The organism is Roseomonas mucosa ATCC BAA-692, from assembly GCF_000622225.1.
GTDB lineage: Bacteria > Pseudomonadota > Alphaproteobacteria > Acetobacterales > Acetobacteraceae > Roseomonas > Roseomonas mucosa.
This window is the reverse complement of sequence record NZ_JHWD01000004.1, coordinates 106,494-133,091: the sequence shown is the minus strand read 5'-3', so window position 1 is coordinate 133,091 and position 26,598 is coordinate 106,494. Positions and strand designations below refer to the sequence as shown.

The following is a 26,598-nucleotide window of genomic DNA, read 5'->3' as shown; positions in this document are numbered from 1 at the left end:
TTATCTCACCGAGCCATGTCAAACCAAGCACCGAAGTTCCTTGCGGCCCGTTCCGCCGCCGTTTCCGCTGGCGGATCTTTGTTCTAGCCTCCGGCGGCAGGGCAGGGAGGCAGATCATGATGCCGCGAAGCATGTTTCCGGTCGGGCATGGGGCCGGGAGGACAGGCATCGCCCGAAGGCGCCTTTTCCGGGCCGCGTGGCTGGCGGCCTGCCTTCCCGTCCTGGTGCCCATCCTGGCGACATTTCCGGCGCGGGCGCAGCAACGCGACCTGACCGTGGTATCCTGGGGCGGCGCCTATCAGGACGCGCAGCGGGAGGTCTATTTCCGCCCCTTCCAAACGAAGACGAACACGCGCCTGCTGGAGGAGAGCTGGGATGGCGGCGTCGGCGTGCTGCGCGCCAAGATCCAGTCCGGCGCCAACAACTGGGACGTCGTGCAGGTCGAGAGCGAGGAGCTGCTGCTCGGCTGCGACGAAGGCCTGTTCGAGAAGATGGACTGGGCGGCCATCGGCGGGAAGGACCACTACATCCCGCAGGCGGTGGGCGAATGCGGCGTCGGCACGATCCTCTATTCCTTCGTGCTGGCCTATGACCGCAACCGGACGCCGAACGGTCCGGCCAACTGGGCCGAGTTCTTCGACACGAAGAAGTTCCCGGGCAAGCGCGGCCTGCGCCGCGGGCCGAAGACGACGCTGGAGATCGCCCTGCTCGCCGACGGGGCGAAGCCGGAGGAGGTGTACAGGCTGCTGGGCACGGAGGCCGGGGTGGACCGCGCCTTCCGCAAGCTCGACAGCATCCGCGACAGCCTGGTCTGGTGGGAACGCGGCGCGCAGCCGCCGCAGCTCCTGGCCTCGGGGGAGCTGGCCATGGCCGTGGCCTATAACGGCCGCATCGACGCCGCCAACAGGCAGGACGGGCAGAACTTCGCCATCTCCTGGCCCGGCAACCTCTACACGCTGGATTCCTGGGTGATCATGAAGGGCACGCCGAACCGTGACCGGGCCCTGCAATTCCTGAACTTCGCCGGCCAGCCCGGGATCCAGGCCGAGCTGCCGCCGAAGATTCCCTATGGCGTCACCGCCAAGGGCGCCAACGATCACATCGCGCCCGCCGTGCTGGCCAACCTGCCCACCACGCCGGAACACATGGAAGGCGCGCTGCGGATCGACGACCAGTTCTGGCTCGACAACCTCGACCGGCTGAGCCAGCGCTTCAACAACTGGCTGTCGCGCTGAATCGGACCGCCGCCGGCGCCGCCCGCTTCCCGGGCCGGGCCTGGGCCTGGACACGACCCCGGCGGCTTTCCGCCGGGGACAGGGGATGGTAGCGGGGGCGCCCCGCCTCCACGCGCCTTCCCTCCGGAGTTCCACCGGGAGATCCATGCCGAACCGCCGCGAACGCCTCGCCGCCGCCCTGCTGGTGGCACCGCTGCTGCTCTTCCTGCTGGGCGTCTTCCTGCTGCCGATCGGCGCCTTCCTCTGGCGTGCCGTGGCGGAGACGGACGTGGCGCCGGCCCTGCCGCGCACCCTGGCCGCGCTGCGGGACTGGAGCGGGCGGGACCTGCCGGGCGAGGCCGCCTTCGAGGCGCTGGCGGCGGATCTGCGCGCCGCGCGCGCCGCCGACCAGGCGGCGGGCGGCGGCCTGATCCCTCGCGCCGCGGCCCGACTGAATGCCGAGATCCCCGGCTTCCGCTCCACCCTGCCGGCCACGGCGCGGCGGCTTTCCAGCCCGGAGGCGCCGGCGCGCGAAACCATCCTGGCCGCCAGCCCGGACTGGTCGAAGCCTGAAAGCTGGGCCGCCATCCGCCGCACCGGCGGCCCGGTCTCCGACCTGAACCTGCTCGCCGCGCTCGATCTCCGGCGCGACGCGGCGGGGGGCATCGCCGCGGTGCCGCCGGACCAGGCGGTGTTCCGGGGCGTGCTGCTGCGGACGCTCTGGATCGCCCTGCTGGCGACGGCGCTCAGCCTGCTCCTCGGCTATCCGCTGGCCTATCTGATCGCCACCGCGCCGCCGCGCCTCGCCCTGTGGATGCTGGGCGCGGTGACGCTGCCGCTCTGGATCAGCGACGTGCCGCGCATCGCCGCCTGGATCGTGCTGCTGCAGCGCGACGGCGTGGCGAACACGCTGCTCACCGCCACGGGCCTGCTGCGGGAACCCGCCTCCTTCCTCTTCACGCGCGGCACGGTGCTGCTGGCCACGGTGAACCTGCTGCTGCCCTACGCGGTGCTGCCGATCTATGCCTCGCTGCGGGCGCTGGACTGGCGGCTGCCGCGCGCGGGGCTGTCGCTGGGGGCCTCGCCCTGGCGGGTCTTCCGGCGTGTGACCCTGCCGCTCTCCATGCCCGGGGTCGGCGCCGGGGCGCTGCTGGTCTTCATCCAGGCGCTGGGCTTCTACGTGACGCCGGCCCTGCTGGGCGGGCCGAACGACCAGATGCTGTCTTACTTCATCGGCTTCTACGCCAACCGCACGGTGAACTGGGGGCTGGCGGCGGCGCTCTCGGTGGTCCTGCTGCTGGCGGTGGCGATCGTGGTCGCGCTCTATGCGCGGCTGGTCGGCTTCAACAAGGTGCGCCCGGCATGACGCGGCTGCCCGCCTCCCGCCTGGTCCTCTGGGCCTTCGGCCTGCTGGTGATGCTGTTCCTGCTGGGGCCGCTGCTGGCGATCGTGCCGCTCTCCTTCTCGGCCGGCTCCTTCCTTACCTATCCATTGCCCGGACTCTCGCTGCGCTGGTACGCGGACTTCCTCACCTCCGACTTCTGGATGCCGGCGCTGCGCAACAGCCTGGTGATCGGCCTGGGCGCCTCCGCCATCGTCACGGTGCTGGGCACGGCGGCGGCCTTCGGCCTGTGGCGCGCGCGCTTCCCGGGGCAGACGCTGGTGCTGGGCGTGCTGATGACGCCGCTGGTGATGCCCTCGATCATCGTCGCAGTGGCGCTGCTCCTGGCCTTCGGGCCGCTGGGGCTGACCAACAGCTTCGCCGGCATGATCCTGGCCCATGCGGCACTGGGCGCGCCCTTCGTGGTCACCACCGTTTCCACCGCCCTGGCGCAGTTCGACCCGGTGCTGCTGCGCGCCGCCTCGGCCTGCGGCGCCGGGCCGGGGCTGGCCTTCCGCCGCGTGGTGCTGCCGCGCATTGCGCCGGGCGTGGCGGCGGGGGCGCTCTTCGCCTTCGCCACCTCGCTGGACGAGGTGGTGGTGGCGCTGTTCATCTCCGGCCCGGCACAGCGCACCCTGCCGCGCCAGATGTTCTCCGGTCTGAACGACCAGATCAGCCTGACCATCACCGCCGCCGCCACGATCATGGTGGCGCTGGCCCTGCTCCTTCTCCTGGCGCTCGGCTGGCTGCGCCGGGGGCGCTGATACGGGTGGTGGCCCTCCGGAAGCCGGATCGCGTCTCACGCGGCCGGCATTGCGCTTCCCGGGGGACAAGGCGCTGCCTTTCCCAGGACCCCGCTCCGCCAGGACACTGCGTGCCCTGGAACCGATGATCTGGTTCTCGCTGCGGCCGGATCAGGGGCCGGCCAGCAGGTCCCGGATGCGGGCCGTCAGGGCCGCGATGTCGAAGGGCTTGGTCATGATGTGCATGCCCGGGGCCAGGTTGCCCTCGCCCACCACGGCTGCCTCGGCATAGCCGGTGATGAACAGCACCTTCAGGTCCGGCCGCGCGATCCGCGCGGCATCAGCCATCTGCCGGCCGTTCATGCCGCCGGGCAGGCCGACATCCGTAACCAGCAGGTCGATCCGCCGGGTGGACTGCAGGATGTCCAGGCCCGTGGTGCCCTCCGCCGCCTGGAGCACCTCGTAGCCCTGCTCCTCCAGCAGCTCCGCCACCAGCATCCGCACGCTGGGCTCGTCGTCCACCACCAGCACCACCTCGCCAGCGCCGCCCCGTGGCATGGCCAGGGGCGGCCGCGGCTCTGGCGCTTCCGCCGAGCTCGCATGGCGCGGCAGGAAGAGGCGGACGGAGGTGCCGCGGCCCGGCTCGGACCGGATGCTCACCTGCCCGCCGGACTGCCGGGCGAAGCCGTAGATCATGGACAGCCCCAGCCCCGTGCCCATGCCCAGCGGCTTGGTGGTGAAGAACGGATCGAAGGCCTTCGCCACCACCTCGGGCGGCATGGCCGTGCCGTCGTCGGAAACGTTCAGGCGGATGTAGCGGCCGGGCGGCAGGCTGAGCTCCCGCGCCGCCTCGTCGCCGAGTGTGGCGTTCTCTGTCGCGATGCGCAGGGTCCCGCCCTCCGGCATCGCGTCGCGCGCGTTGATGCAGAGGTTGAGCAACGCGTTCTCCAGCTGCGGCAGGTCCACCAGCGTGGTCCAGAGCGCCGGTGCCGGCACGACCACGATGGTGATGTCGGGGCCCATGGTGCGGCGGATCAGCTCCTCCATCCCGGTCACCAGGCGGTTCACGTCGGTGGGCCGGGGATCGAGGGTCTGACGGCGGGAGAAGGCCAGCAGCCGGTGGGTCAGCGCCGCCGCGCGCCGGGCCGCGTCCAGGGCCGCCCCGGTGTAGCGGCCGACCTCCCCGGCGCGCCCCTTGGCGACGCGGCTGTTCATCAGCTCCAGGCTGCCGATGATGCCGGTGAGCAGGTTGTTGAAGTCGTGCGCCAACCCGCCGGTGAGCTGGCCCACCGCCTCCATCTTCTGTGCCTGCCGCAGCTGCTCCTCGGCCAGTTTCAGCGCTTCCGCCTGTTCCCGCTCGGCGGTCACGTCGCGGCCGACGAAGACCACGACGTCGTCCCGCGCGGTGGCCGACCAGGAGATCCAGCGGTGGCCGCCGTCCCGGTGCCGGCAGCGGCTGTTGCCAGGCAGCAGCCGTCCCGAGGCCTGGATGCGGGCGAAGTCGCCCACCATGGCGCCGGCATCCTCCGGCTGCAGCAGGTCGGGCAGCCGCCGTCCGATCAGCTCCGCCTCGGACCAGCCCAGGCAGGCCGTCCAGGCGGGGTTCACCGCCTCGATGACCGTGTCGGGGCGCATCACCGCCATGATGTCGCTGGAAAGCTGCCAGAGGCGGTTCCGTTCGCGCGTCCGCTGCTCCACGCGCTGCCCCAGCGTGGCGTTGAGCTCCTTCAGGCGCGCCTCGCTCTCGCGGAGCGCCAGGTCGGCGCGGGCACGGGCAGTGACGTCCGCACCTTCCACGAAGATGCCGTTCACCTGGCCGGAGGCATCCCGGATCGGCTGGTAGACGAAATCGACATAGCGTTCGTCGACGGGGCCGCCGGGCACCGGTTCGACCGCAAAGCGGGAGCCCGTCGCCACGAAGGGCTCGCCGCTGCGGTACACCTGATCCAGCAGCACCAGGTAGCCCTGGGCGACCGCGTCCGGCAGGGCCTCGGCCACTGTCTTGCCCAGGATCTCCCGCTGCCCGACGATGGCCCGGTAGCTGGGGTTGGCGAGCGCGAAGCGGTGCTCCGGCCCTTGCAGCAGGGCCATGAAGGTCGGCGCCTGCTCGAAGAGCCGCGACAGCCGCTCCTGCTCCTCCATGACGCGGCGCTCGGTGAGGACCCGCTCGGTGATCTCGATCCCCTGGTTCAGCAACCCGGCGATGCGCCCGTCCTCGCCGCGGATCGGGGTGGCGGTGAAGAACCAGTGGGTGGTCTCGGCCCGGCCCCGCCGGATCATGGGGAGCTCGACATTCTCCTGCGAGAAGCCGCGCCCGGTCGCCATCGCCTCGTGGAAGGGCGGGGAGACCCGTTCCCAGACGGCGCCCCAGACCTCCGCCACGGGGCGCCCCAGGGCGGCGGGATGCCGGTCCGCCAAAGAGGGGATGTAGCTGTCGTTGTAGAGCATCCGCAGATCCGGCCCCCAGAGGATGGTGCCGAGCAGCGGGGAGTTCAGGCAGGCCGAGAGGGTGGAGCGGAGCGACTGCGGCCAGGTGTCCGGCGGGCCGAGGGGCGTGGCTGCCCAGTCATGGTCCCGCATCCGGGCCCCCATCTCGCCCCCACCCGCCAGGAAAGGCCAGCAGCCCACCCGATCCTCAGTCACGCAACGCTTCCCGTCTCCATCGCATGTCCCGTCGGCGCCCTCCGGCCCGGGGGTTGAGGTCCATCAGGGCCGGTGATCCAGGGCATATAGGTGGAATGCCGGGCGGGGGACAGGCACGACAGCGCGCATTGCCCGCCGCTGCCGGGATCGGTCATCCGCCTCGATGCTCCCGGGGAACCCGGCCGGCGCCTCGGCTGGCGAAGCCCTCTTCCGTGGCTCTCGCTCTCCCCGCAGGATGGCGCAGGCCGGGCATCCTTCGGCCGGGCGGCGCGAAGGAGAGCAGGATGGCCTGGGCCATGGTGGTCGCGGCGGGGTTGCTGGAGATGGTCTGGTCCTACGCGGCCAAGCAGTCGCAGGGTTTCACCGAGTGGGGCTGGGGGGGCCTGACGGTCGTGGCCTCGCTGGCCAGCTTCCTGCTGCTGACCTTCGGCATGCGCGGCCTGCCGCTCGGCACGGCCTATGCGGTCTGGACCGGAATCGGGGCGATCGGCACCTTCATCGTCGGCATCCTGCTGCTGGGCGAGTCCACCAGTGTCTGGCGGATCGCCAGCGGGCTGCTGATCGTGGCGGGGGTCATCGGCCTGCGCCTGACGAGTTCCGAGTAGCGGCTTCCGGCGCCCCCGGCATTGCTTTCTGGTTTCCTCTCCGGCCTGTGTTTCAGTTTCGCTGAAACCCGCATCCGGGTGCCGCGAGGCGCGTTCAGCCCGTGCGGGTCCGGTTCTGCCTCCGAAGAAACCTGCCGGCGGCATGGCGAGCCGGGCCCGGCGCAACGGGAAGGAAGGAGAGCGTCATGAATCCAGCACTCGGCCGCCGTGGCTTCGCCCTGGGGGCAGCGGCCCTCGCCGCCGCTCTGCCCATGGGAATTCCCGGCCTGCGCTCCGGCGCCGCCCGGGCCCAGGCGCTGTCCCCCGGCCCCTATACGCTGCCGCCGCTGCCCTACGCCTTCACGGCCAACGAGCCGCATATCGATGCCCAGACCATGGAGCTGCACCACGACAAGCACCATGCGGCCTATGTGAACAACCTCAACGCGGCGCTGAAGGATCATGGCCAGCTCGCGGCCCTGCCGCTGCAGCAGCTCCTGGCCCGGATCGACAGCGCGCCGGAGAGCATCCGCACCGCGCTGCGCAACAATGGTGGCGGCCATGCCAACCATTCGATGTTCTGGGAGATCATGGGTGGCAAGGGAGGCGCCCCGTCCGGGGAACTCGGCGCGGCGATCGAGCGCGACTTCGGCGGCTTCGACAAGTTCAAGTCGGAGTTCAACCGGCGTGGCGGGGCGCGCTTCGGCTCCGGCTGGGTCTTCGTCACCGTGGCCCGGGACGGGAAGCTGGGGCTGACCGACATGCCGAACCAGGACAGCCCCCTGATGTCCGGCCAGATGGTGCTGATGGGCAACGATGTGTGGGAGCACGCCTACTACCTGAAGTACCAGAACCGCCGCCCCGAATACCTCCAGGCCTGGTGGAACGTGGTGGACTGGGACAAGGTGGCGCAGCGCCATGCCGCCGCGAAATCGGGTAGCCTGACGATCTGATGGGGGCGCCGGGCATTCTGCGGGAGCGACCGGGAGTTTGCTCCTGCCAGCGCCTCGCCATTCCGGTGTGATATCTTATATGATTATCGCACCGGAGGTCCCGCCATGCTCGCCCAGCTCCCGCCCAAGCCCGAGATCCTTGCCCGGCAGGAAGAGATCGTGGCGGCCCTGCGCGCCATCATCCCCGCCGGCCCGCGTGGTGAGGGGGTGATCGGCGAGCCGCTCCGCCTGCGCGCCTATGAGACGGACGGGCTTTCCGCCTATCGCCAACCGCCGCTGGCCGTGGTGCTGCCGGAAAGCACGGAGCAGGTGGCGGCGGTGCTGCGCTACTGCCACGAGAACGGCATCCGCGTGGTGCCACGCGGCGCCGGCACCAGCCTGTCCGGCGGTGCCCTGCCGATGGCGGATTCCGTGGTCATCGGCATGATGCGGATGAACCGCGTGCTGGAGGTGGATTTCGAGGATCGGCTGGCCGTGGTCGAGGCCGGGGTGACCAATATCGGCATCACCAAGGCGGTGGAGGGGGAGGGGTTCTTCTATGCCCCGGACCCGTCCTCGCAGCTCGCCTGCATGATCGGCGGCAACGTGATGATGAATTCCGGCGGGGCGCACTGCCTGAAATACGGCGTCACCGCCAACAACCTGCTGGGCGTCACCTTCGTCACCATCGAGGGCGAGGTGATCCGCATCGGCGGCGGGCACCTGGACGCGGCGGGCTATGACTGGCTCGGGCTGATCACCGGCTCCGAGGGGCAGCTCGGCCTCGTCACCGAGGTCACGGTCCGCATCCTGCGCGGGCCGGAGGGGGCGCGGGCCATGCTGGCCGCCTTCCGCGGCGTCGAGGTCGCGGGCCAGGCGGTGGATGCCATCATCGCCAGCGGCGTGATCCCCGTGGCGTTGGAGTTCATGGACAAGCCCTGCATCCATGCCTGCGAGGCCTTCGCCCATGCGGGCTATCCGCTGGAGGCCGAGGCGATGCTGATCATCGAGGTCGAGGGCAGCCCGGAGGAGCAGGACATGCTGCTCGGCCGCATCAAGGACATTTGCGCCCGCTTCGACCCGATCAGCATGAAGGTTTCTCAATCGGCCGAGGAGAGCATGGCGATCTGGAAGGGCCGCAAGGGCGCCTTCGGCGCGGTCGGCCGCATCTCGCCGGATTATCTCTGCATGGACGGCACCATCCCGACCGGGGAGCTGCCCCATGTGCTGCGCCGGATGGAGGAGATGTCGCAGGCCTGCGGGCTGAAGGTCGCCAATGTCTTCCATGCGGGCGACGGCAACCTGCACCCGCTGATCATGTTCGACGCCAACGACCCGGAGAGCTTCCGCAAGGCCGAAGCCTTCGGCGCCGATATCCTGAAGCTCTGCGTCGAGGTCGGCGGCTGCCTGACCGGCGAGCACGGCGTCGGCGTCGAGAAGCGGGACCTGATGAGCGTCCAGTTCACGCCACGGGAGCTGGCGCAGCAGCGCCGCATCAAGTCGGCCTTCGATCCGGACTGGCTGCTGAACCCCTCCAAGGTCTTCCCGCTGGAGGTGGAGCAGGCACCGGGGCGCGTCGCGGCGTGACAATGGACGATCTTTCGGCGCCGCTGGAGGAAGCCGGCGTGGCGCGCGCCGTGGCCGAGGCCCATGCGGCGGGCGAGCCGCTGCTGGTCGAGGGCGGCGGCAGCAAGCGCGCCGCGCTGCGCCCGGTGCAGGCGGCGCGCAGCCTGTCGCTGCGGAACCTGTCGGGCATCACCTTCTACCGGCCGCAGGAGATGGTGATCTCCGCCCGCGCCGGCACGCCGATCCCGGAGATCGAGGCCGCCCTGGCCGAGAAGGGGCAGTTGCTCATCGCCGAGCCGCCCGATCCGCGCCCGCTCTTCGGTGGCAGGGCCGCGGCGACGCTGGGCGGCACGGTGGCGGCCAACCTGTCCGGCCCGCGCCGCATCAATGGCGGCGCGATGCGCGACCATGTGCTGGGGGTGCGCTTCGTGAACGGGGAGGGGGAGGTGCTGCGCTCCGGCGGGCGGGTGTTGAAGAACGTCACCGGCCTCGACCTCTGCAAGCTGCTCTCCGGCTCCCACGGCACGCTGGGGGTGATGACCGAGATCACGCTGAAGGTCCTGCCCGCCTCCGAGGCCACGGCGACGCTGGCCGTGAGGGTGCCGGACCTGCGCCAGGGCGTGGGCGCGCTTTCGGCGGCGCTTGGCAGCCCCTTCGGCGTTTCCGCCGCGGCGATCCTGCCCGATGGCCATGCCACGCTGGGGCTGGATGGAGTGCTGGCGGTGGTGCGTCTGGAGGATTTCTCCGAATCCGTCCGCTACCGCGCCGAAAGGCTGCGCGAGGCGCTGGGCCTCTATGGCGCGCTGGCGCTGATCGAGGGCGAGGATTCCCGTGCCCTCTGGCGCGCGGTCCGCGATGCCGCGCCGCTCGGCGCCGTGCCGGAGGAGGCGGTCTGGCGCGTTTCCGTCCGTCCCTCCGCCGCGCCGGGCCTGGCCGGGGCGCTGCGCCGCGACTTCGGCGCGAAGCTGCTGCTCGACTGGGGCGGCGGGCTGGTCTGGGTGGCCGGGCCGGCGACGGAGGCGGCCCATGCGGCGGTGATGCGCGCCGCGCTGGCGGCGGGGGGCACCTTCCTGCTCTTCCGGGGGCCGGAGCCGCTGCGTGCCGCGGTGCCCGTCATCCCGGAGGAGGTGCCGGCGCTCGCCGCCCTCTCGCAACGCGTCAAGGCCGCGCTCGATCCGCGCGGCATCCTCAATCCGGGCCGCCTGCGGGCGGCCTGAGCACGAGACACAGATGCAGACCAGCTTCACCGCCGAGCAGCTCGAAGACCCCGACACGCAGGAATCGAACAGGATCCTGCGCACCTGCGTGCATTGCGGCTTCTGCACCGCGACCTGCCCGACCTTCGTGCTGCTGGGCGACGAGCTCGACAGCCCACGCGGCCGAATCTACCTGATCAAGGACATGCTGGAGAGCGGCAAGCCCGCCACCGAGGAGGTGGTGCGGCATGTGGATCGCTGCCTGTCCTGCCTGTCCTGCATGACCACCTGCCCCTCGGGTGTCCACTACATGCATCTGGTGGACCATGCCCGGCACTATATCGAGGAGACCTATACCCGCCCGCTGCCCGAGCGCCTGCTGCGCCGCGTGCTGGGCTGGGTGCTGCCAAGCCCGGCGCGCTTCCGGCTGGCGCTGACGGGCGCGCGTCTCGCCCGGCCCCTGCGCGGGCTGATCCCCGGCAAGGGTGCCACGAGCCAGCGGCTGCGTGCCATGCTCGACCTGGCGCCGGCCAGCCTGCCTGCCGCCAGCCCGATGCAGGCGCCGCAGGTCCACCGGGCGGAGGGTATGCGGCGCGGGCGGGTGGCGCTGCTCACCGGCTGCGCGCAGCAGGTGATCGGACCCTCGATCAACGAGGCGACGATCCGCCTGCTGACCCGCATGGGGCTCGATGTGGTGGTGACGAAGGAGCAGGGCTGCTGCGGCGCGCTGAACCATCATATGGGCCACCACGATCCCGCCATGGCCCAGGCCCGCGCCAATATCCTGGCCTGGAGCCGCGAGATCGAGGGGGAGGGGCTGGACGCCATCGTCATCAACACCTCCGGCTGCGGCACCACGGTCAAGGATTATGGCCACATGTTCCGCGAGGAGCGGGAAAGCGAGCGCGCCGGCAAGGTGGCCGCGCTGGCGATGGATGTCTCGGAGGTGCTGACGCGCTTCGGCTACGCGCCCTCCCGCCCCGCGCCGGGGCTGAGTGTCGCCTATCACGCCGCCTGCTCCCTGCAGCACGGGCAGAAGATCACCGCCCTGCCCAAGGACCTTCTGAAGCGCGCCGGCTTCACCGTGAAGGAAGCCGCGGAGAGCCACCTCTGCTGCGGCTCCGCCGGCACCTACAACCTGTTGCAACCGGAAATCGCGGGGCAGTTGCGGGAGCGCAAGCTGGGCAACATCGACCGCACCGGGGCGGACCTGATCGCGGCGGGCAATATCGGCTGCCTGACGCAGCTCGCGGGCGGTGCGCGCCCGACGGTGCATACGGTGGAGCTGCTGGACTGGATGGCGGGCGGGCCGGAGCCTGCGGCTGTCACGGGGCTCGCCGCGCGCCGGGCCGCCTAGGGGCAGGCTTCGGGAACATCCGGAAAGGCATCTTTCCAGTATGGAAACGGCGAGCTAAAGATTCCGCAAGACCGGCGCCATGAAGTGCCGGCAAAGGAAACGGAACGAGAATGGATCGTCGCAAGTTCCTCGCGGGTGCCGGGCCCGCGCTGGCCCTGCCCGCCGTCACGGCCACCGGCCTGCCGGCCCCCGCCCTCGCACAGAGCGCCCCGGAGATCCGCTGGCGCTGCGCTTCCTCCTTCCCGAAATCGCTCGACACGATCTATGGCGCCGCGGATTTCATGTCGAAGCGGGTGGCGGCGCTGACCGATGGGCGGTTCCGCATCACCGTCTTCGCCGCGGGCGAGATCGTGCCGGGCCTGGCAGTCGCGGATGCGGTGCAGAACAACACCGTCGAATGCGCCCACACCGCCTCCTACTACTTCGTCGGCAAGGACCCGACCTTCGCCCTCGACGCCACCATCCCCTTCGGCATGAACACGCGTCAGACCAATGCCTGGCTGCATGCCGGGGGCGGGCGCGAGGTGCTGCGCGAGTTCTTCGACGGCTACAACATGGTCTCCATCCCCACCGGCTCCACCGGGGCGCAGATGGGCGGCTGGTTCCGCAAGGAGATCAAGACCGTCGCCGACCTGAACGGGCTCAAGATGCGCATCGCGGGCATCGCCGGGAACATGCTGCAGAAGCTGGGCGTGGTGCCGCAGCAGATCGCGGGCGGCGACATCTACCCGGCGCTGGAGCGCGGCACGATCGACGCGGCCGAATGGATCGGCCCCTATGACGACGAAAAGCTCGGCTTCAACCGGGTGGCGCCCTTCTACTACTACCCAGGGTTCTGGGAGGGCGGGCTGAACCTCTCCCTCTATGTCAGCAAGCCGAAATACGAGGAACTGCCGCCACTCTACAGGGACGCGCTGGAATCCGCCTGCCGCGACGCGACCATGGAGACCATGGCGAAGTACGACGTGCAGAACCCCCAGGCGCTGCGCCGGCTGGTGGCGGGCGGCGCGCAGCTCCGGCCCTTCCCGCGCGAAGTGATGCAGGCAGCCTACAAGTCGGCCTTCGAGCTCTATGACGAGACGGCGGCGGAGAACCCCCGCTTCAAGAAGGTCTACGACCACTTCAGGACCTTCCGCGACACGCAGCTCCAGTGGTTCCGCGTCGCCGAGAATACTTACGACAACTTCGTCTATTCCATGCAGGCCCAGGAACAGCGCCGCCCATGACGCCTGGCACCACCCGGAGGACCGGATGAAACCCCTTCTCGCCTTTTCCCAGGTGGTGGACGACATCAATACCCGGGTCGGCCGGATCGCGGACTGGCTGACCCTGATCGCCGTGGTGGTGAGCGCCGGCAATGCCTTCGTGCGCTACGGCGTCTCCTGGTCCTCCAACGCGCTGCTGGAGGTCCAGTGGTACTTCTTCGCCGGCATGGTGATGCTCGGCGCGCCCTATACGCTGCTGCGCAACGAGCATGTGCGGGTGGACATCCTCTACGGCTCGATGGGGGAAAGGGCACGGCTCTGGGTGGATATCCTGGGCATCATCGTCTTCCTGCTGCCCGCCATGGCGCTGCTGACCTGGATGACCTGGCCCTTCTTCTGGGATTCCTTTGTCCGGGGGGAAGGCAGCCAGAACGCCGGCGGCCTGCTGCGCTGGCCGGTGAAGATCCTGATGCCGGTGGGCTTCCTGCTGATCACGCTTCAGGGGCTGAGCGAGCTGATCAAGCGCATCGCCCTGTTGCGCGGCCTCAAGCCGGATGGCGAGGCGGTGATCACCTATGAACGACCGCTGCAGTAGGAAGACGCCCCGCAGATGAGCCTCGAATGGATGCCGCCACTGATGTTCGGCGGCCTAATCGTCTTCCTCGTCATCGGGTTCCCGGTGGCCTTCTCCCTGGCCGCGGTGGGGCTGTTCTTCGGCTTCCTGTCGATCGAGCTGGGCTTCTTCACCGCCGACTACCTCGGCAACCTGCCGCTGCGCGTCTTCGGCATCCTGAGCAACGACCTGCTGCTCTCCATCCCCTTCTTCACCCTGATGGGGGCGGTACTGGAACGCTGCGGCCTGGCGGAGGACCTGCTGGAAGGCACGGGGCAGCTCTTCGGCAAGGTCCCGGGCGGCCTCGCCTATGCGGTGATCATCGTGGGCGCGGTGCTGGGCGCCATCACCGGCACGGTGGCGGCCTCGGTGATCGCCATGGGCATGATCTCGCTGCCGATCATGATGCGCTACGGCTACGACATGCGCATCGCCACGGGGGTGATCGCGGCGTCCGGCACCATCACCCAGCTCATCCCGCCCTCCCTGGTGCTGATCATCCTGGGCGACCAGCTCGGCCGCTCGGTGGGTGACATGTATGCGGGGGCGATCGGCCCCTCGATCCTGCAGATCCTGCTCTTCGTCGGCTTCATCGCCGTGGTCTCCATCGTGGCGCCGCACAAGGTGCCGCCGCTGCCGGAGGAGGCGCGCACGCAGCGCGGCTGGCCGCTGATCTGGCGCGTGGCCAAGGGCATGGTGCCCTCGCTGGTGCTGATCTTCCTGGTGCTGGGCACGATCGGCCTGGGCCTTGCCACCCCCACCGAGGCCGGGGCCATGGGCGCGGTGGGCGCCATCGCGCTCGCCATGGCCAATGGGCGCTATTCCTGGCGGCTGCTGCGGGAGGCCATGGCCAATACCATGCGCATCACCGCCATGGTCATCTTCATCCTGGTCGGCGCCACGGTCTTCTCGCTGGTCTTCCAGGGCGTGGATGGCGGGCTGTGGCTGGAACACCTGCTGTCGCACCTGCCGGGCGGTCAGCTCGGCTTCCTGCTCTTCGTCAATATCTTTGTCTTCTTCCTGGCCTTCTTCCTCGATTTCTTCGAGATCGCCTTCATCATCGTGCCGCTGCTGGCACCGGTGGCGGCAAAGCTGGGCATCGACCTCGTCTGGTTCGGCGTGCTGCTCTGCATCAACCTGCAGACCAGCTTCATGCACCCGCCCTTCGGCTTCGCGCTCTTCTACCTGCGCGGCATCGCGCCGAAATCGGTGAAGACCGCGGACATCTACTGGGGCGCCATCCCCTGGCTGCTGCTGCAGATCGCCCTGGTCGCGGTGGTGATTCTCTGGCCGGAAAGCGTCACCTACTGGATCGATGCCGGCAGCAATGTGGACCCGGCCTCCGTCACCATCGACGTGCCCACACCCGGCATGGGCGAGGACGAACCACCGCCGGTGATCTTCAAGTAGCTCCCACGCACCGGGGGGTGACGGTTTCCCCCCCGGGGGGGGCGCCGGCCTCACCCCGGGGGTGGCAGCAGCAGCACGGAGAGCGACCGCACGCCCTGGGCGCCGTGGATCAGCACGCCCTCGATATCCGCGGTGGCGGAGGGGCCGGTGTGGAAGACGGTGTAGCGCGACCGCGCGAATTCCGGACGCCGGTAGGCATGGTGCAGGTTGGGCAGGATCGCGGCGGGGTCGAGCAGCACCAGCAGGTGCTGCGCCAGATAGGCGACGGAGTTCACCCCCAGCGCTTCCTCGGTGAAGCAGACCGAGCCGGTCTCCGCCACGCCGAAGCAGGCCCGCAGCACCGCCACGTCCACATCCGCCAGGCTGGCCGGCGCGGTGTCCGGTGTCAGCGGCCGGTTGCCCTGGACCTCCGGCACCATGGAGCAGATCACCACGGCCTCACGCAGGAGCGGGGCGGCGGGGGCCAGCGGGTCGCCGTCCGGACCGGGCTCCAGCAGCTTGCCGCCCATCTGCGCCAGGCGCCGCCCGAATTCCGCGATGGGGCCGCCCTCCAGCTCCCGGTCGAAGAGCCCGACCTGCGGCAGCGGCACGCGCTCCGGCCGGTGCTTGCGGCGGAGCGAGGCCAGGATCGCCTCCCGGCTGCTCATGATGGCCTCCCCCCGGATTTCGCCTGCCCCCGGTTGCGGGCGTACCAGTCGTGGAAGGTCTCCCTCGGCGCCGCCGGCACCTCGCGCCCGGCGCCCCAGCGGTTCAGCGGGTTGTAGAGGGCGAAGCGCGGCAGGTGGCGCAGCGCGGAATCCGCCGCGCCGATGGCGGCCCGGAACAGCCGGGGCCGCGAAAGCACATGCCCCGCCGCCGCCATCATCGCCCGCTTGGCCATGGGCAGCTCGTGCTCCTCGGCCAGCACCTTGCGCCAGGCGAAGATCTGCTCGTGGATGTTGATCTTCACCGGGCAGACATTGGTGCAGCTGCCGTTCAGGGTCGAGGCGAAGGGCAGGCTACTGTATTTCCGCCGGTTGAAGGTGGGGTCGAGGATCAGCCCGATCGGCCCGGCATAGGTGGCGCCATAGGACAGGCCGCCGCTGCGGCGATAGACCGGGCAGGTGTTCATGCAGGCGCCGCAGCGGATGCATTTCAGCGAGGTCCAGAACTCCTCCATCCCCAGCCGGGCGGAGCGGCCATTGTCCACCAGCACGAAATGCATCTCCCCGCCCCGGCGCGGCGCCCGGAAGTGCGAGGTGTACTGCGTGATCGGCGACCCCAGGGCGGAGCGCGACAGCAGGCGGATGAAGACGCCGAGATCGGCCACGCGCGGGATCAGCTTCTCGATGCCGATGCTGGCGATGTGCAGCGGCGGCACGTTGGCCGACAGATCGGCATTGCCCTCGTTGGTGCAGACCACCACGCCGCCCGTTTCCGCCACCGCGAAGTTGCAGCCGGTCATGCCGGCATCGGCTTCCAGGATCAGCGGTCGCGTCGCCTCGCGCTGCCGCCGCGCCAGATAGGCGGCGTCGTGGTTGTCCGGGTCGCTGCCCAGCGTCCTGGCGAAGACGGCGGCGACGTCGGAGCGCAGCTTGTGCACCGCCGGCACCACCACATGGCTCGGGTCCTCGTTGTCGAGCTGCTGGATGCGCTCGCCGAGATCGGTCTCCACCACCTCGATGCCGGCCTCGGCCATGGCGTCGCGGAAGCCGCATTCCTCGGTCAGCATCGACTTGCTCTTGATCAGCCGCCGTGCGCCGTGGTCGCGCAGCAGGCCGAGGACGATCCCGTTGTGCTCGGCGGCGTCCTTCGCCCAGTGGACATGCGCGCCGTTCGCCTTCGCGGCGGCCTCGAACTGCTCCAGATAGGTGTCGAGATGGGTGAGGGTGTGCTCCTTGATGGCCGAGGCCAGGGCGCGCAGCTCCTCCCATTCCGGGATGCCGTGCGCCTCGCGGTCGCGCTTCTCCCGCAGGTCCCAGAGCCGGCGGTCGTGGAAGCTCTCGTGCTCCGGCGCCTTCAGGAAGCGCGCGGCGGCCTCGGCATGGTCCACCGGCCGGTTGCCCCGCACCACGGCGCCGCGCGGCTGCGGCTCGCGCTGCGGTGCAGGGATCGGCTTCGAGCGGCCCTCGGCATGGTCAAGACCGGGCTTCGCGGTGCTGCTCACGCCATGTCTCCATTGAGGATCTGGGCGATGTGGATGAACTTCACCGGCAGCCCCATGCGCTCGGCGCAGCCCTGCTGGTGCAGCAGGCAGGAGCTGTCGGCGGATACGATGTACTCGGCGCCCGCCTGGCTGTGGTTGCGTACCTTGTCCTGGCCCATCCGGACGGAAACATCCGGCTCCGTCACCGCGAAGGTGCCGCCGAAGCCGCAGCACTCGTCATGCCGGGCAGGCGTCACCACCTCGATGCCGCGCACCCCGCGCAGCAGGTCGAGCGGCTTGGAGAAATCCGGCAGGTTTAGCTCGGAGGGCCTGGCATGGCCGAGGTTGCGCAGGGTGTTGCAGGAATAGTGGTAGCCGACCTTGTGGGGAAACTCGGCCCAGGGGAATTCCCGCACCTCCAGCACGTCGTGCAGGAACTCCACCAGCTCGAAGGTGCGGGAGCGGAGGTCGCGCAGGGCCTCCGTCTGCGGGATGGCCGTCATATGCTCCCGGACCTGCTGGACGCAGCTCCCGGAGGGCGCCACCACATAGTCGAAGCCGGTGAAGTTCCGCAGGAACAGTGATTCCGCCGCGGCGGATTCCCGGTGGAAGCCGCTGTTGGTCATCGGCTGGCCGCAGCAGGTCTGGTCGGGCGGATAGGTGACGTCGAGGCCGAGCCGTTCCAGCAACTCCAGCGTGGCAATGCCGATCTCCGGGTGGAAGGCATCGATGTAGCAGGGAATGAAAAGCCCGATCCGCATCCGGTGTCTCCGTCCTGTTCCCAGGCTCCGTTCTCTCGCCTGATACCCAGCCATGGGGGCCATGCCCCCGGATGGGCGGGCGGGTTCCGGCGTCCGCCTTTTCGACGCCGGCCCCGATCCTCCGCCCAGCCATCCCGCGCGGGAAGGGCGGATGCGCGGAAATCCGGCCTCAACCTCTCGCGAGGCGCGGCGTTCACCGGGGGAGATACCCAGACAAGGGAGTAACCCCGACCATGGCCAAGCCCCATCGCAAGCCGTTGCGCCAGCAGGTGATCGTGCTCACCGGCGCCACCTCCGGCATCGGCCTCGCCACCGCGCGGCTGGCGGCTGAGCGGGGCGCCTCGCTGGTCCTGGCCGCCCGCAACGAGGACGCCCTGCGCTCCCTGCGCGACGAGTTGCGCGCCCGGGGCGGCCGCACGGAATACGTGGTGGCCGATGTCGCCGATGCGGGGGCAATGGAGAAGGTCGCGCAGAAGGCCATCGACAGCTTCGGCGGCTTCGACAGCTGGGTGAACAATGCCGGCGCCGCGATCTATGGCCGGATCGAGGACACGCCGCTGGAGGACCAGAGGCGTCTCTTCGACGTCAACTACTGGGGCGTCGTGAACGGCACCCAGGTGGCGGTGAGGCACCTGAAGCAGCGCGGTGGCACCATCGTCAATGTCGGCTCCGTCCTGTCCGACCGGGCGATGGAGCTGCAGGGCGTCTATTCCGCCTCCAAGCACGCGGTGAAGGGCATCACCGATGCCTTCCGCATGGAGTTCGAGGAAGCGGGGTATCCGGTCTCCGTCACGCTGGTAAAGCCCAGTTCGGTGGACACGCTCTTTCCGGAGCATTCCCGCAACGTGACGGAGAGCGCGGGGCTGAAGCTGCCCGCGCCAGTCTATCATCCGCGCCTCGTGGCCAAGGCGATCCTGTACGCCTGCGAATACGCGCCCCGGACCCTGGTGGTGGGCATGGGGGGCTACGCCATCGCGCTGCTGGGCAACCACGCCCCGCGCCTGACCGACCGGGTGATGGAGGCCTTCGGGCGCCGCAGCCAGACGCGCCGGAGCCCGGGGCGGAAGGACCGCCACGACAACCTTTACGAGCCGCGCGCCGACCTGGCCGAGACGGGCGCCATCAAGGACCAGCCGGCCCCGCGCCGCACCTCCGTCCTGCTGGAAGCGCAGATGAACCCGCTCGGCACCGCCGGGGTGCTGATCGGCCTGGGCGCGCTGGCGGCTGGCGTGGCGGTGGGCGTGCACTACAGCCGCAAGTCCCGCGACCGCGCCCTGCTCCGGGAGGCCGAGGAAGCGATGCGCCGGGGCCGCTGGAGCCTCTCTCGCCTGGGCCGGCAGGGCAGCGAAGAATGGGCCGGCCTGTCCCGCAAAGGCCGCCGCCGCGCCGAGCGGCTGGCGCGCGAGGCGGAGCGCAGGGCCTCGCGCGGCGGCGGCCTGCTGGGCGGACTGTTCGGGCATGCCAGGCACGATGCCCGCGAGCTGGCGGAGGACACTTCCTCCCGCGCCCACTCCCTCTGGGGACGCTGGCGGGGGCAGGCCGACGATTTCGCAGAGGAGGCGCAGGACCGGGCGCAATCCTGGCGTGGCAGCGCCCGCGGGCTGGTCGGCCAGGCGCGGTACCGGGCCGGGGATCTGGCGGAAACGGTCCAGGACCGGACCGACAGCTATCGCGATGGCGCCCGCTCCTTCCTGGGGCGGGTCCGGGGCCGCGCGGAGGACGTGGCGGAATCCGCCCATGACGCGGCGGAAGACTACCGCGACGGCGCCCGTTCCTTTCTGGGCCGTACGCGTGGCCGGGTGGAGAACGTGGCCGAGACCGCGCAGGACCGTGCCAGCGTCCTGCGGGGCGGAGCCATGTCCCTGCTGGGGCGCGGCCAGGACCGGGTGGAAGGCTTCGCCGGGGATGTCCGGGACCGGGTGGAGCACATGCGGAACGAAGCCCACGGCCTGCTGCACGGCGGGCGCCGCCGGGCCCGGCGCGACGAGAGCGTCCTGGCCTCCCTCTTCTGCTCGCTGCGGCAGGGGGTGGACAATGTGGTGGACCGGCTCTCGGGCCGCCCTTCGCGGCGCCGGACGGGCTGGCTGGGGCGGGCCTCGGAGTTGCGGGAAACCCTCCGCGACACCGCCTCCCATGCCGGGCACGACGCGGCCGAGCTTGCAGGCCGTGCCCGCAAGCGCGGTGACGCCCTGGTGCGCGACCTGCGCCGCGAGATCCGGCGCTGGGCCTGAAACCCTCCGGCCCGGCCCCGGAGGCCTGCCAAGCGCCAGTCCGGGGCTTTGGCTGGAAGCGGATCCGCGGGGCCGGAGGAGGACTCCGGCCCCACGGCGTGTGAGAGAAACCGGCGGGGCAGGGCCGCTGGTTTTCGCCTTGTGTTTGCGCCATGGGGCGCTCAGCTTGGCGGGATGCTTCCTGACCTGCCTTTCTGGAAGGCGAAATCCCCCTCCGAGATGACGCGGAGCGAATGGGAGAGCCTTTGCGACGGCTGCGGCCGCTGCTGCCTGCACAAGCTGCGCGACGACGACACGGATGAGATCCACTGGACCGAGGTGGCCTGCCGCCTGCTCGACACCTCGACCGCCCTCTGCTCCGACTATGCCAACCGCCGGGCCAAGGTGCCCGACTGCGTGAAGCTGACCCCGGCCCGGCTGAAGCGCATCGACTGGCTGCCGCCGAGCTGCGGCTACCGCCTCGTCGCTGAGGGCAGGGACCTGCCCGAATGGCATCCGCTGGTTTCCGGCGACCCGGCCACCGTCCAGGGCGCCGGCGTTTCCGTGGCCGGGCGGGTGGTGAGTGAGCGCCGCGCAGGGGCGCTGGAGGATCATGTGGTGGACTGGCCGGGGCGCTGGCCGCGTCCGGCTCCGGCCACCCGGGGCGGAAGCGAGGCCGCCCGCGTCCACTGGCGTCGGCGCCCCTTGCCAGCCTGAACCATCCGGGGAGAGGCTGGACCAGGCGCTCCGCGCCCTTTCCACCCTCGCCGTGGTGCCACGGCCCATGCCGTCGCGCCGCCAGCCCAGGAGTCCAGGCATGAGCCAGTTCGCCCGCGAAGCCCTCCGCTGCCGCGTTCCCGCCGTCGCCACCCTCCAGTCGGACAATGAGCGCGTGCGCGTCACCCGCTGGGACTTCGCCCCGGGTGCCGAGACGGGCGCCCATCGCCACGGATGGGCCTATGTCGTGGTGCCGGTGACGGACGGGACCCTGCTGGTGGAGATGGCGGACGGCACCAGCGTCACCAGCCAGCTCCAGGCCGGGCTGGCCTATGATCGCCTGGCGGGGGCGGAGCACAACGTGATCAATGCCGGCGAGGCGCCGCTTTCCTTTGTCGAGATCGAGATGAAGGGCCTGCCCGGCTGAGGCGGTCCGTGCCCGTCGCCCGGATGGGAAGCCGGGCGTTGTCCCGGGGCCTCCGTCCGGGCATTCTGTCCGGCATGGAGCCGAGCACCACCGAGAGCGTCCCCCTGCGGACGGGGCCGCTCAACCGGCCGATCCCCTGTCCGGTGCGCTGGCAGCGTTCGAGCCGGGCCCGCCGCGTCTCGCTGCGCATCGACCCCTGTGCCGCCGAGGTGATCGTCACCCTGCCGCCGCGTGCCAGCCGCCAGCAGGGCATGGCGTTGCTCACCGCCCATGCCGCCTGGGTGATGGAGCGCCTGTCCTCCCTGGCGCCGCCGCAGCCTTTCCAGGACGGGGCGGAGATCCCGCTCGGCGGGGTGCCGCACCCGATCCGCCACGAGCCCCAGGCACGGGGGGGCGCCTTCCTGCAGGACGGCCGCATCGTCGTTGCCGGCGCCCCGGAATTCGTCGCGCGCCGGGTCGGCGACTTCCTGCGGGCCGAGGCGCGCCGGCGCATCGCCCCCCTGGTGGCGGAACATGCCCGGGCGCTGGCGGTGCACCCGCGCGCGGTCCGGCTGAAGGACACCCGCTCGCGCTGGGGTTCCTGCGCGCCGGACGGCACCCTGGCCTTTTCCTGGCGCCTCGTGATGGCGCCCGGCTGGGTGCTGGACTACGTGGCGGCGCACGAGGTTGCGCATCTGCGCGAGCTCAACCATTCCGCCCGCTTCTGGGCGCTGGTGGAAACGCGCACCCCGCATCGCGAGGCGGCCCAGGACTGGTTGCGGCTCAACGGTTCGACACTGCTGCGGATCGGCTGAGGCTGCGCCCCGCGGCAGGGGGCTGGCGACCCGGCTACGAAAGCCGCTATGCTGCAATGCAGCAATCGTGAATCGCCGCGTGGCGGAGGTGATCCCAGGATGACGCATCCCACGATGCCGGGGATCGTGCCGCCCCGGAAGGTCTCCCGCCCGGCGGGATGTCGGGCGTCGCCGCACCGGGCGGCAGGCACCGCGTCCCATCATGATGGACAGCATGGGCCATGACCCCGGCCCGTCCCCGGCCGATCGCCCGGCGCCGCGCCGGCCCCGCCTGGCCGGAGCGCCTTTCGGCCCGGCTGGGGCGCTGGTCGATCTCGCTCTCCCCCCGCGCCGTCAGCCTGGGCGAAGGCCTCCGTGCCGCCGCCGCCTGCGCCCTGGTGGTGCTGGTGATGGAGCTCCTCCACTGGCCTGCCCTGTCCTGGGCCGCGATCGCGGCGCTCTGGACCTGCCTCGCCGACCCGGGCGGGCCAGGGCGGGAGCGGGCGCGGCTCATGGCGGGCTACGCGGCCGTCTCCACCCTCTGCGCCCTGGCAGGGGCTGTCAGCGGCGGGCTGGGCTGGCCCTTCGCGGCAGCGCTGCTGTGCCTCTGCACCTTCCTGGGCGGGCTGGGCCGCCTCTACGGCGCCGCCATCACCCAGGCCGGCGCCCTGGCGGTGGTGGCCTTCGCGGTGGCGGCAGACCAGCCGGTTCATTCCGCCGGGGCGGCGCTGGAATTCGGGCTGATCTTCGCGGGGGGCTGCCTTTGGGCGCTGCTGCTCAGCCTGACCCTCTGGCGCATCCATCCCTTCCGCCCCTCGCGCCTGGCCCTGGCCGCGGCCTTCCGCGACCTGGCTGCCCTGTGCGCCGACCTGGACCGGCTTCTCGCGGAGGGTTCGACGGAGAATGCCTGGGGCGAGCATGCCGGGCGCCACCGCCGCGCCGTGCGCCTGTCCATCGAGAATGCCCGCGCTGCCCTGGAGCAGCTCCTCCGCGCCCGTGGCCTGCGCGACGCGGTGGGGCGGCTGCTGATCGGGCTGGAAACGGCGGAACGGCTTTTCGCCCTGCTGATCGCGCTGGAGGACCGGCTGGAGGAGCAGGGCCAGCGGCCCACGCCACCGGACCGCCGGGCCGCCCGGCGCCAGTTGCGGCAACTGGCCGTGGTGCTGCTGCGCCAGTCCCGGCTGATGGAGGCGGGGCAGCCGCCCGATGCCCGGCTGCGCGCCGCCCTGGCCCGGCTGGAGGCCATGCCCGCCGCGCCGGAAAGCGAGGCGGGGGAGGGCCTGCACGCCATGGCCGCCGCCCTGCGCGGAATGATCGACAACGCGCCGGCTGGCCCGCCCGCGCCGCAGCCACGGCAGGCCCACAGGTTCTGGGTGCTGCTGCTGGCCAACCTGCGCTGGGAGTCGCTGGTCTTCCGCCATGCCCTGCGTTCGGCCGTGCTGGTGACCGGGGTGATGGTGCTGGCCCATCTCCTGGAATTGCCGCAGGCCTACTGGGCCACGATGGCGGTGATCCTGGTGCAGCAGCCGGAGATCGCCACGACCTGGCCCCGGGCGCTGGAACGCGCGGTCGGCAGCGTGCTGGGCGGGCTGGCGGCCGCTTTCCTAGGCTGGGTGCTGGAGGGTCCCCTGGCGCTGACCCTGGCGATCTTTCCCCTGGCCATGGCGACCCTGGCGGTCCGGGGCGTGAGCTATGCGCTCTTCGTCTTCTTCCTCACGCCGCTCTTCGTGCTGCTGGTGGACCTGACCGTGCCGGGCGCGAGCCATGCCGGGCTGGCCGGGCTGCGCGCCTTCAACAACGTGCTGGGCAGCGTCATCGCCCTGGCGGGGGCCATGCTGCTCTGGCCGGAGCGGGCGCCGCAGCGGCTGCGCCTCGCCCTTGCCGGGGCATTGGAAGCGCATGCGCGCTATGCCGCGCTGGCTTTTGGACCCGACGCCGACCGGGCGGCGACCGAGGCGGCGCGGCGAGCGGCCGGGCTTGCCAGCGTCAATGCCGAAGCCTTGCGCGAGCGTGCCGCCCGTGAGCCCTGGGGGCAGGTGGGCGAGCATGGGGGCGAGGGCGAGCGACGCCAGGAGGCCGCCGGGACCGCCCTCCTGCTCCTGCGCCGCCTGGCTGGTGCCAGCACCGCCGTTTGGTTGCAGTCTGCCCGCCATTCCCGAAGCGGCGACCCGGCATTCGGCCGGCAACTGGCCGCCGGGCTGGAAGCCGTGGCGGCGGCCCTGCGCGCGGGCCGAGCTTCGCCGGAGCCCGCATGGCCGCCGGAGGAAGGACTGTCGCCGGAACAGCGCCGCGCCCTGCGCCAGGCCCGGCTGCTGCAACAGGCCGGAGCGCGCTACCTCGGCTGATCGGAACGGTGGCTTTCCCTGGGCGAGCCTGTCATGAGTTTGCGCCGTCCTTTGAGGGTGAGGCGCTGCCTCGCCCCCAAACTCCCACTCTGCCAGGACACTGCGGGCCCTGGACCCGATGAGTTGGCCTCCGCTGATGCCGGACGCATCGGAGAGCCATGCTCTCCGGCGGACTGCCGGTGCCACCAGCGCGGACAGGGTGTTTTCCTTCTTGAGCTCCTTTGCCCCGCCTGCCCCCTGGGTTCGGGAAGGCAGGCCTTGCCACCCGCACCCACGCAAGGTGGGGTCCGGGGAGATACGATCTCCCCGGCGGTGGGGGTTCCGGGGGTAGGCGGAGCCTCCCCCGGGGCTGGCCACGAAGCGCAACGCCAGGACCAGGCGACGCCACCCTGCATTCGGGGCGCCGCGCCGGTTGCGCCTCAGGGCCGGAAGGCGCGCAGGGCCGCGAGGGGGAAGACCTTTTCCGCGGCGGCGATGGTGTCGAGCTGGTCCGGCGCCAGCGCGGCGGAGAGGCCGTTCAGCACCCAGACGCAGTCGAGCCCGGCGGCCTTGGCCCCGGCGAGATCGGTGCGCGGCCCGTCGCCCACGGCCAGGACCTTCTCCTTCGGCACGGCGAGGCGGCGCAGCACCGGGCCATAGACGGTCGGGTCCGGCTTGCCGACCTCGAAGATGTCGGTGACGCCCAGCAGGCGGTAGCGGTCGGCGAAGGCCCCGGCGCAGAGCAGGATGCGGCCGCCCACCACCACCTCTCGGTCCGGGTTCACGCAGACCATCGGCAGGCCCTTCTCGGCGCAGGCCCGGAGCACCGCGTCATAGGGCTCCAGCGCATGCGGGCCGAGCTGCGGGTCGGGGCCGGTGTTGAGCAGAAAGTCCGCGCCATCCGGCCGCTCCGCCAGGGTCAGGTCCAGCGTCTCGATCACGCTGAGATCGGTGGCCGGGCCGAGGTGGTAGGCGCGGCGGCCGAGCTTCGCGAACCAGGGGTCGGTGCGGTCGCGCAGCATCTCCCAGGCGACCTCGCCCGAGGTCACGGCGTCCACGTAGAGCGAACGCGGCACGCCGAGCCGGGCCAGCAGCTCCTCCACCACCCAGGAGCGGCGCGGAGCGTTGCTCAGGAAGACCACGCGCTTGCCGGCGGCCTGGAGCTGCGCCAGCGCGTCGGTGACGCCGGGATAGGCCTGCACCCCGTCATGCACCACGCCCCAGAGATCCACCACGAAGCCGTCATAGCGCTCCGCCAGCGGGGTAATGCCTTCGAAGATCTTCATGCCGCGTCAACTCCCACCGCGTCCGAGATATGCGCGAAGCCGTCGCGCCGCAGCAACGCGGCGAGGCCGCGCCTGATGTCCGGGATCAGCGCCGGTCCCTCATAGGCCAGCGCCGCGTAGATCTGCACCAGCGAGGCCCCGGCCCGGATCTTGGCATAGGCCTGTTCCGCGCTGCCGACGCCGCCCGCCCCCACCAGCACGAGCCGCCCGCGCGCCAGCCGGTGGACCGCCGCCAGCATGGCGGTGGAGGGGGCGAAGAGCGGCGGGCCGGAAAGGCCGCCCGCCTCGGCCCGGCGCGGCGAGCGCAGCGTCGCGGGGCGGGCGATGGTGGTGTTGGACACGATGATCCCGGCCACGCCCTGGGCGATGCAGGCTTCCACGATGGCCGGCAGGGCATCCTCGGCGAGGTCGGGGGCGATCTTCACCAGCAGCGGCGGCTGCTTCGCCAGCCCGGCGCGGCGCTCCGCCACGGCCGAGAGGATGGCGGCCAGACGCGCCTCGCCTTGCAGGTCCCGCAGCCCCGGCGTGTTGGGGGAGGAGACGTTGAGCGTCACGTAATCCGCGTGCGGCGCCACGGCGGCATAGAGCGCAGGGTAGTCGCGCTCCGGATCGGCGCCTTCCTTGTTGATGCCGATATTGGCGCCCAGCACGGCGGGCAGGGGGCGGGGCAGGGCCGCCAGCCGCGCCACATAGGCGTCGAGGCCGCCATTGTTGAAGCCCATGCGGTTGACCACCGCGCGGTCCTCCTCCAGCCGGAAGAGGCGCGGCCTCGGATTGCCCGCCTGGGGGCGCGGCGTGACGGTTCCGGCCTCGACGAGTCCGAAACCCAGGCGCATCAGCGGCAGCACCGCCACCGCATCCTTGTCGAAGCCGGCGGCGAGGCCGACCGGGTTGCGGAAGCGCAGGCCCAGCGCCCCGGTGGCCAGGATGGGATCGTCCGGCATGCGGTCGCGGCCGGCGAGGCCGAGGCGCAGGGCCCGCAGCGCCGCGCCGTGCGCGCGCTCGGGGTCCATGCCGCGCATCAGCGGCATGAGTGCGGAGGCGAGGGCAGGAGTCATCGGCGCCCCCTATGGACCGAAGCCGGGCATGGGGGAAGCGCGGGTTGCGCGGGTTGACCACGCGCCCGGCGCC

Annotated in this window: 22 protein-coding genes; 16 read left to right on the top strand and 6 right to left on the bottom strand. The window is 71.2% G+C overall.

The window, feature by feature from the left end; genetic code table 11:
- Positions 1–116: 116 nt before the first annotated feature.
- The 3 genes from BT98_RS0107435 to BT98_RS0107425 all read left to right on the top strand — a co-directional run bounded on the left by BT98_RS0107435 (position 117) and on the right by BT98_RS0107425 (position 3,359).
- A complete protein-coding gene (locus BT98_RS0107435) occupies positions 117–1,235 on the top strand; it encodes an ABC transporter substrate-binding protein (protein ID WP_226946125.1) in 1,119 nt (372 codons plus the stop codon).
- Between the two features lie 145 nt (positions 1,236–1,380).
- Positions 1,381–2,580, top strand: coding sequence for an ABC transporter permease (locus BT98_RS0107430; protein WP_019461064.1), 1,200 nt, complete (start codon positions 1,381–1,383; stop codon positions 2,578–2,580).
- Positions 2,577–3,359, top strand: a complete 783-nt coding sequence (locus BT98_RS0107425; RefSeq protein WP_019461065.1) for an ABC transporter permease — start codon at positions 2,577–2,579, stop codon at positions 3,357–3,359. Before BT98_RS0107430 ends, BT98_RS0107425 begins: the two co-directional genes overlap by 4 nt.
- A gap of 150 nt (positions 3,360–3,509) precedes the next feature.
- On the opposite strand, the gene BT98_RS0107420 is transcribed toward BT98_RS0107425, so the two are convergent.
- The gene (locus BT98_RS0107420) at positions 3,510–5,981 is read right to left on the bottom strand and encodes a PAS domain-containing protein (RefSeq protein WP_244881536.1); all 2,472 of its coding nucleotides are present in this window, start codon (positions 5,979–5,981) and stop codon (positions 3,510–3,512) included.
- A 284-nt stretch (positions 5,982–6,265) separates the two neighbouring features.
- On the opposite strand from BT98_RS0107420, the gene BT98_RS0107415 reads away from it, so the two are divergent.
- The 8 genes from BT98_RS0107415 (at position 6,266) to BT98_RS0107380 (ending at position 14,844) form a co-directional block, all read left to right on the top strand.
- On the top strand, positions 6,266–6,586 hold the full coding sequence (locus tag BT98_RS0107415) for a DMT family transporter (protein ID WP_019461067.1): 321 nt from the start codon (positions 6,266–6,268) through the stop codon (positions 6,584–6,586).
- 185 nt (positions 6,587–6,771) lie between these two features.
- A complete protein-coding gene (locus BT98_RS0107410; RefSeq protein ID WP_019461068.1) occupies positions 6,772–7,518 on the top strand; it encodes a superoxide dismutase in 747 nt (248 codons plus the stop codon).
- A gap of 105 nt (positions 7,519–7,623) precedes the next feature.
- Positions 7,624–9,084: an FAD-linked oxidase C-terminal domain-containing protein gene (locus tag BT98_RS0107405; protein WP_019461069.1), complete on the top strand. Its 1,461-nt coding sequence runs from the start codon at positions 7,624–7,626 to the stop codon at positions 9,082–9,084.
- Positions 9,085–9,086: 2 nt separating this feature from the next.
- The gene (glcE, locus tag BT98_RS0107400; RefSeq protein ID WP_019461070.1) at positions 9,087–10,280 is read left to right on the top strand and encodes a glycolate oxidase subunit GlcE; all 1,194 of its coding nucleotides are present in this window, start codon (positions 9,087–9,089) and stop codon (positions 10,278–10,280) included.
- Between the two features lie 13 nt (positions 10,281–10,293).
- Positions 10,294–11,616, top strand: coding sequence for a glycolate oxidase subunit GlcF (gene glcF / locus BT98_RS0107395; protein WP_019461071.1), 1,323 nt, complete (start codon positions 10,294–10,296; stop codon positions 11,614–11,616).
- A 110-nt stretch (positions 11,617–11,726) separates the two neighbouring features.
- Complete coding sequence (locus tag BT98_RS0107390; RefSeq protein ID WP_019461072.1) at positions 11,727–12,842, top strand: TRAP transporter substrate-binding protein; 1,116 nt, start codon at positions 11,727–11,729, stop codon at positions 12,840–12,842.
- Between the two features lie 25 nt (positions 12,843–12,867).
- Positions 12,868–13,416: a TRAP transporter small permease subunit gene (locus tag BT98_RS0107385; RefSeq protein WP_019461073.1), complete on the top strand. Its 549-nt coding sequence runs from the start codon at positions 12,868–12,870 to the stop codon at positions 13,414–13,416.
- Positions 13,417–13,431: 15 nt separating this feature from the next.
- The gene (locus BT98_RS0107380) at positions 13,432–14,844 is read left to right on the top strand and encodes a TRAP transporter large permease (RefSeq protein ID WP_019461074.1); all 1,413 of its coding nucleotides are present in this window, start codon (positions 13,432–13,434) and stop codon (positions 14,842–14,844) included.
- Between the two features lie 50 nt (positions 14,845–14,894).
- Here the strand turns inward: BT98_RS0107380 and BT98_RS0107375 are convergent, their stop codons facing one another.
- From BT98_RS0107375 to BT98_RS0107365, 3 genes are read right to left on the bottom strand one after another with little or no spacing between them, the layout of a single operon-like run.
- Positions 14,895–15,491: a LutC/YkgG family protein gene (locus BT98_RS0107375; RefSeq protein ID WP_019461075.1), complete on the bottom strand. Its 597-nt coding sequence runs from the start codon at positions 15,489–15,491 to the stop codon at positions 14,895–14,897.
- Positions 15,488–16,936, bottom strand: a complete 1,449-nt coding sequence (locus BT98_RS0107370; protein ID WP_202801196.1) for a lactate utilization protein B — start codon at positions 16,934–16,936, stop codon at positions 15,488–15,490. Before BT98_RS0107370 ends, BT98_RS0107375 begins: the two co-directional genes overlap by 4 nt.
- Before the next feature lie 50 nt (positions 16,937–16,986).
- A complete protein-coding gene (locus BT98_RS0107365) occupies positions 16,987–17,730 on the bottom strand; it encodes a (Fe-S)-binding protein (protein WP_019461077.1) in 744 nt (247 codons plus the stop codon).
- Positions 17,731–17,963: 233 nt separating this feature from the next.
- Here BT98_RS0107365 and BT98_RS27760 point away from each other — a divergent pair, with 233 nt between their 5' ends.
- The 5 genes from BT98_RS27760 (at position 17,964) to BT98_RS23545 (ending at position 24,202) form a co-directional block, all read left to right on the top strand.
- Complete coding sequence (locus BT98_RS27760) at positions 17,964–19,961, top strand: SDR family oxidoreductase (protein ID WP_019461078.1); 1,998 nt, start codon at positions 17,964–17,966, stop codon at positions 19,959–19,961.
- A gap of 174 nt (positions 19,962–20,135) precedes the next feature.
- Positions 20,136–20,657: a YcgN family cysteine cluster protein gene (locus BT98_RS23550; RefSeq protein ID WP_051004823.1), complete on the top strand. Its 522-nt coding sequence runs from the start codon at positions 20,136–20,138 to the stop codon at positions 20,655–20,657.
- Positions 20,658–20,757: 100 nt separating this feature from the next.
- Positions 20,758–21,084: a cupin domain-containing protein gene (locus tag BT98_RS0107350; protein WP_019461080.1), complete on the top strand. Its 327-nt coding sequence runs from the start codon at positions 20,758–20,760 to the stop codon at positions 21,082–21,084.
- A gap of 74 nt (positions 21,085–21,158) precedes the next feature.
- On the top strand, positions 21,159–21,878 hold the full coding sequence (locus tag BT98_RS0107345) for a M48 family metallopeptidase (protein ID WP_115359335.1): 720 nt from the start codon (positions 21,159–21,161) through the stop codon (positions 21,876–21,878).
- Between the two features lie 221 nt (positions 21,879–22,099).
- Positions 22,100–24,202 (top strand): FUSC family protein, encoded by a 2,103-nt coding sequence (locus tag BT98_RS23545; RefSeq protein ID WP_019461082.1) that lies wholly within the window; start codon positions 22,100–22,102, stop codon positions 24,200–24,202.
- 419 nt (positions 24,203–24,621) lie between these two features.
- On the opposite strand, the gene BT98_RS0107335 is transcribed toward BT98_RS23545, so the two are convergent.
- Both BT98_RS0107335 and BT98_RS0107330 read right to left on the bottom strand, forming a co-directional pair.
- Entirely contained in the window at positions 24,622–25,467 is an 846-nt protein-coding gene (locus tag BT98_RS0107335) for a TIGR01459 family HAD-type hydrolase (RefSeq protein WP_019461083.1), read from the bottom strand.
- Entirely contained in the window at positions 25,464–26,525 is a 1,062-nt protein-coding gene (locus BT98_RS0107330; RefSeq protein WP_027297184.1) for a quinone-dependent dihydroorotate dehydrogenase, read from the bottom strand. Before BT98_RS0107330 ends, BT98_RS0107335 begins: the two co-directional genes overlap by 4 nt.
- Positions 26,526–26,598 lie beyond the last annotated feature (73 nt).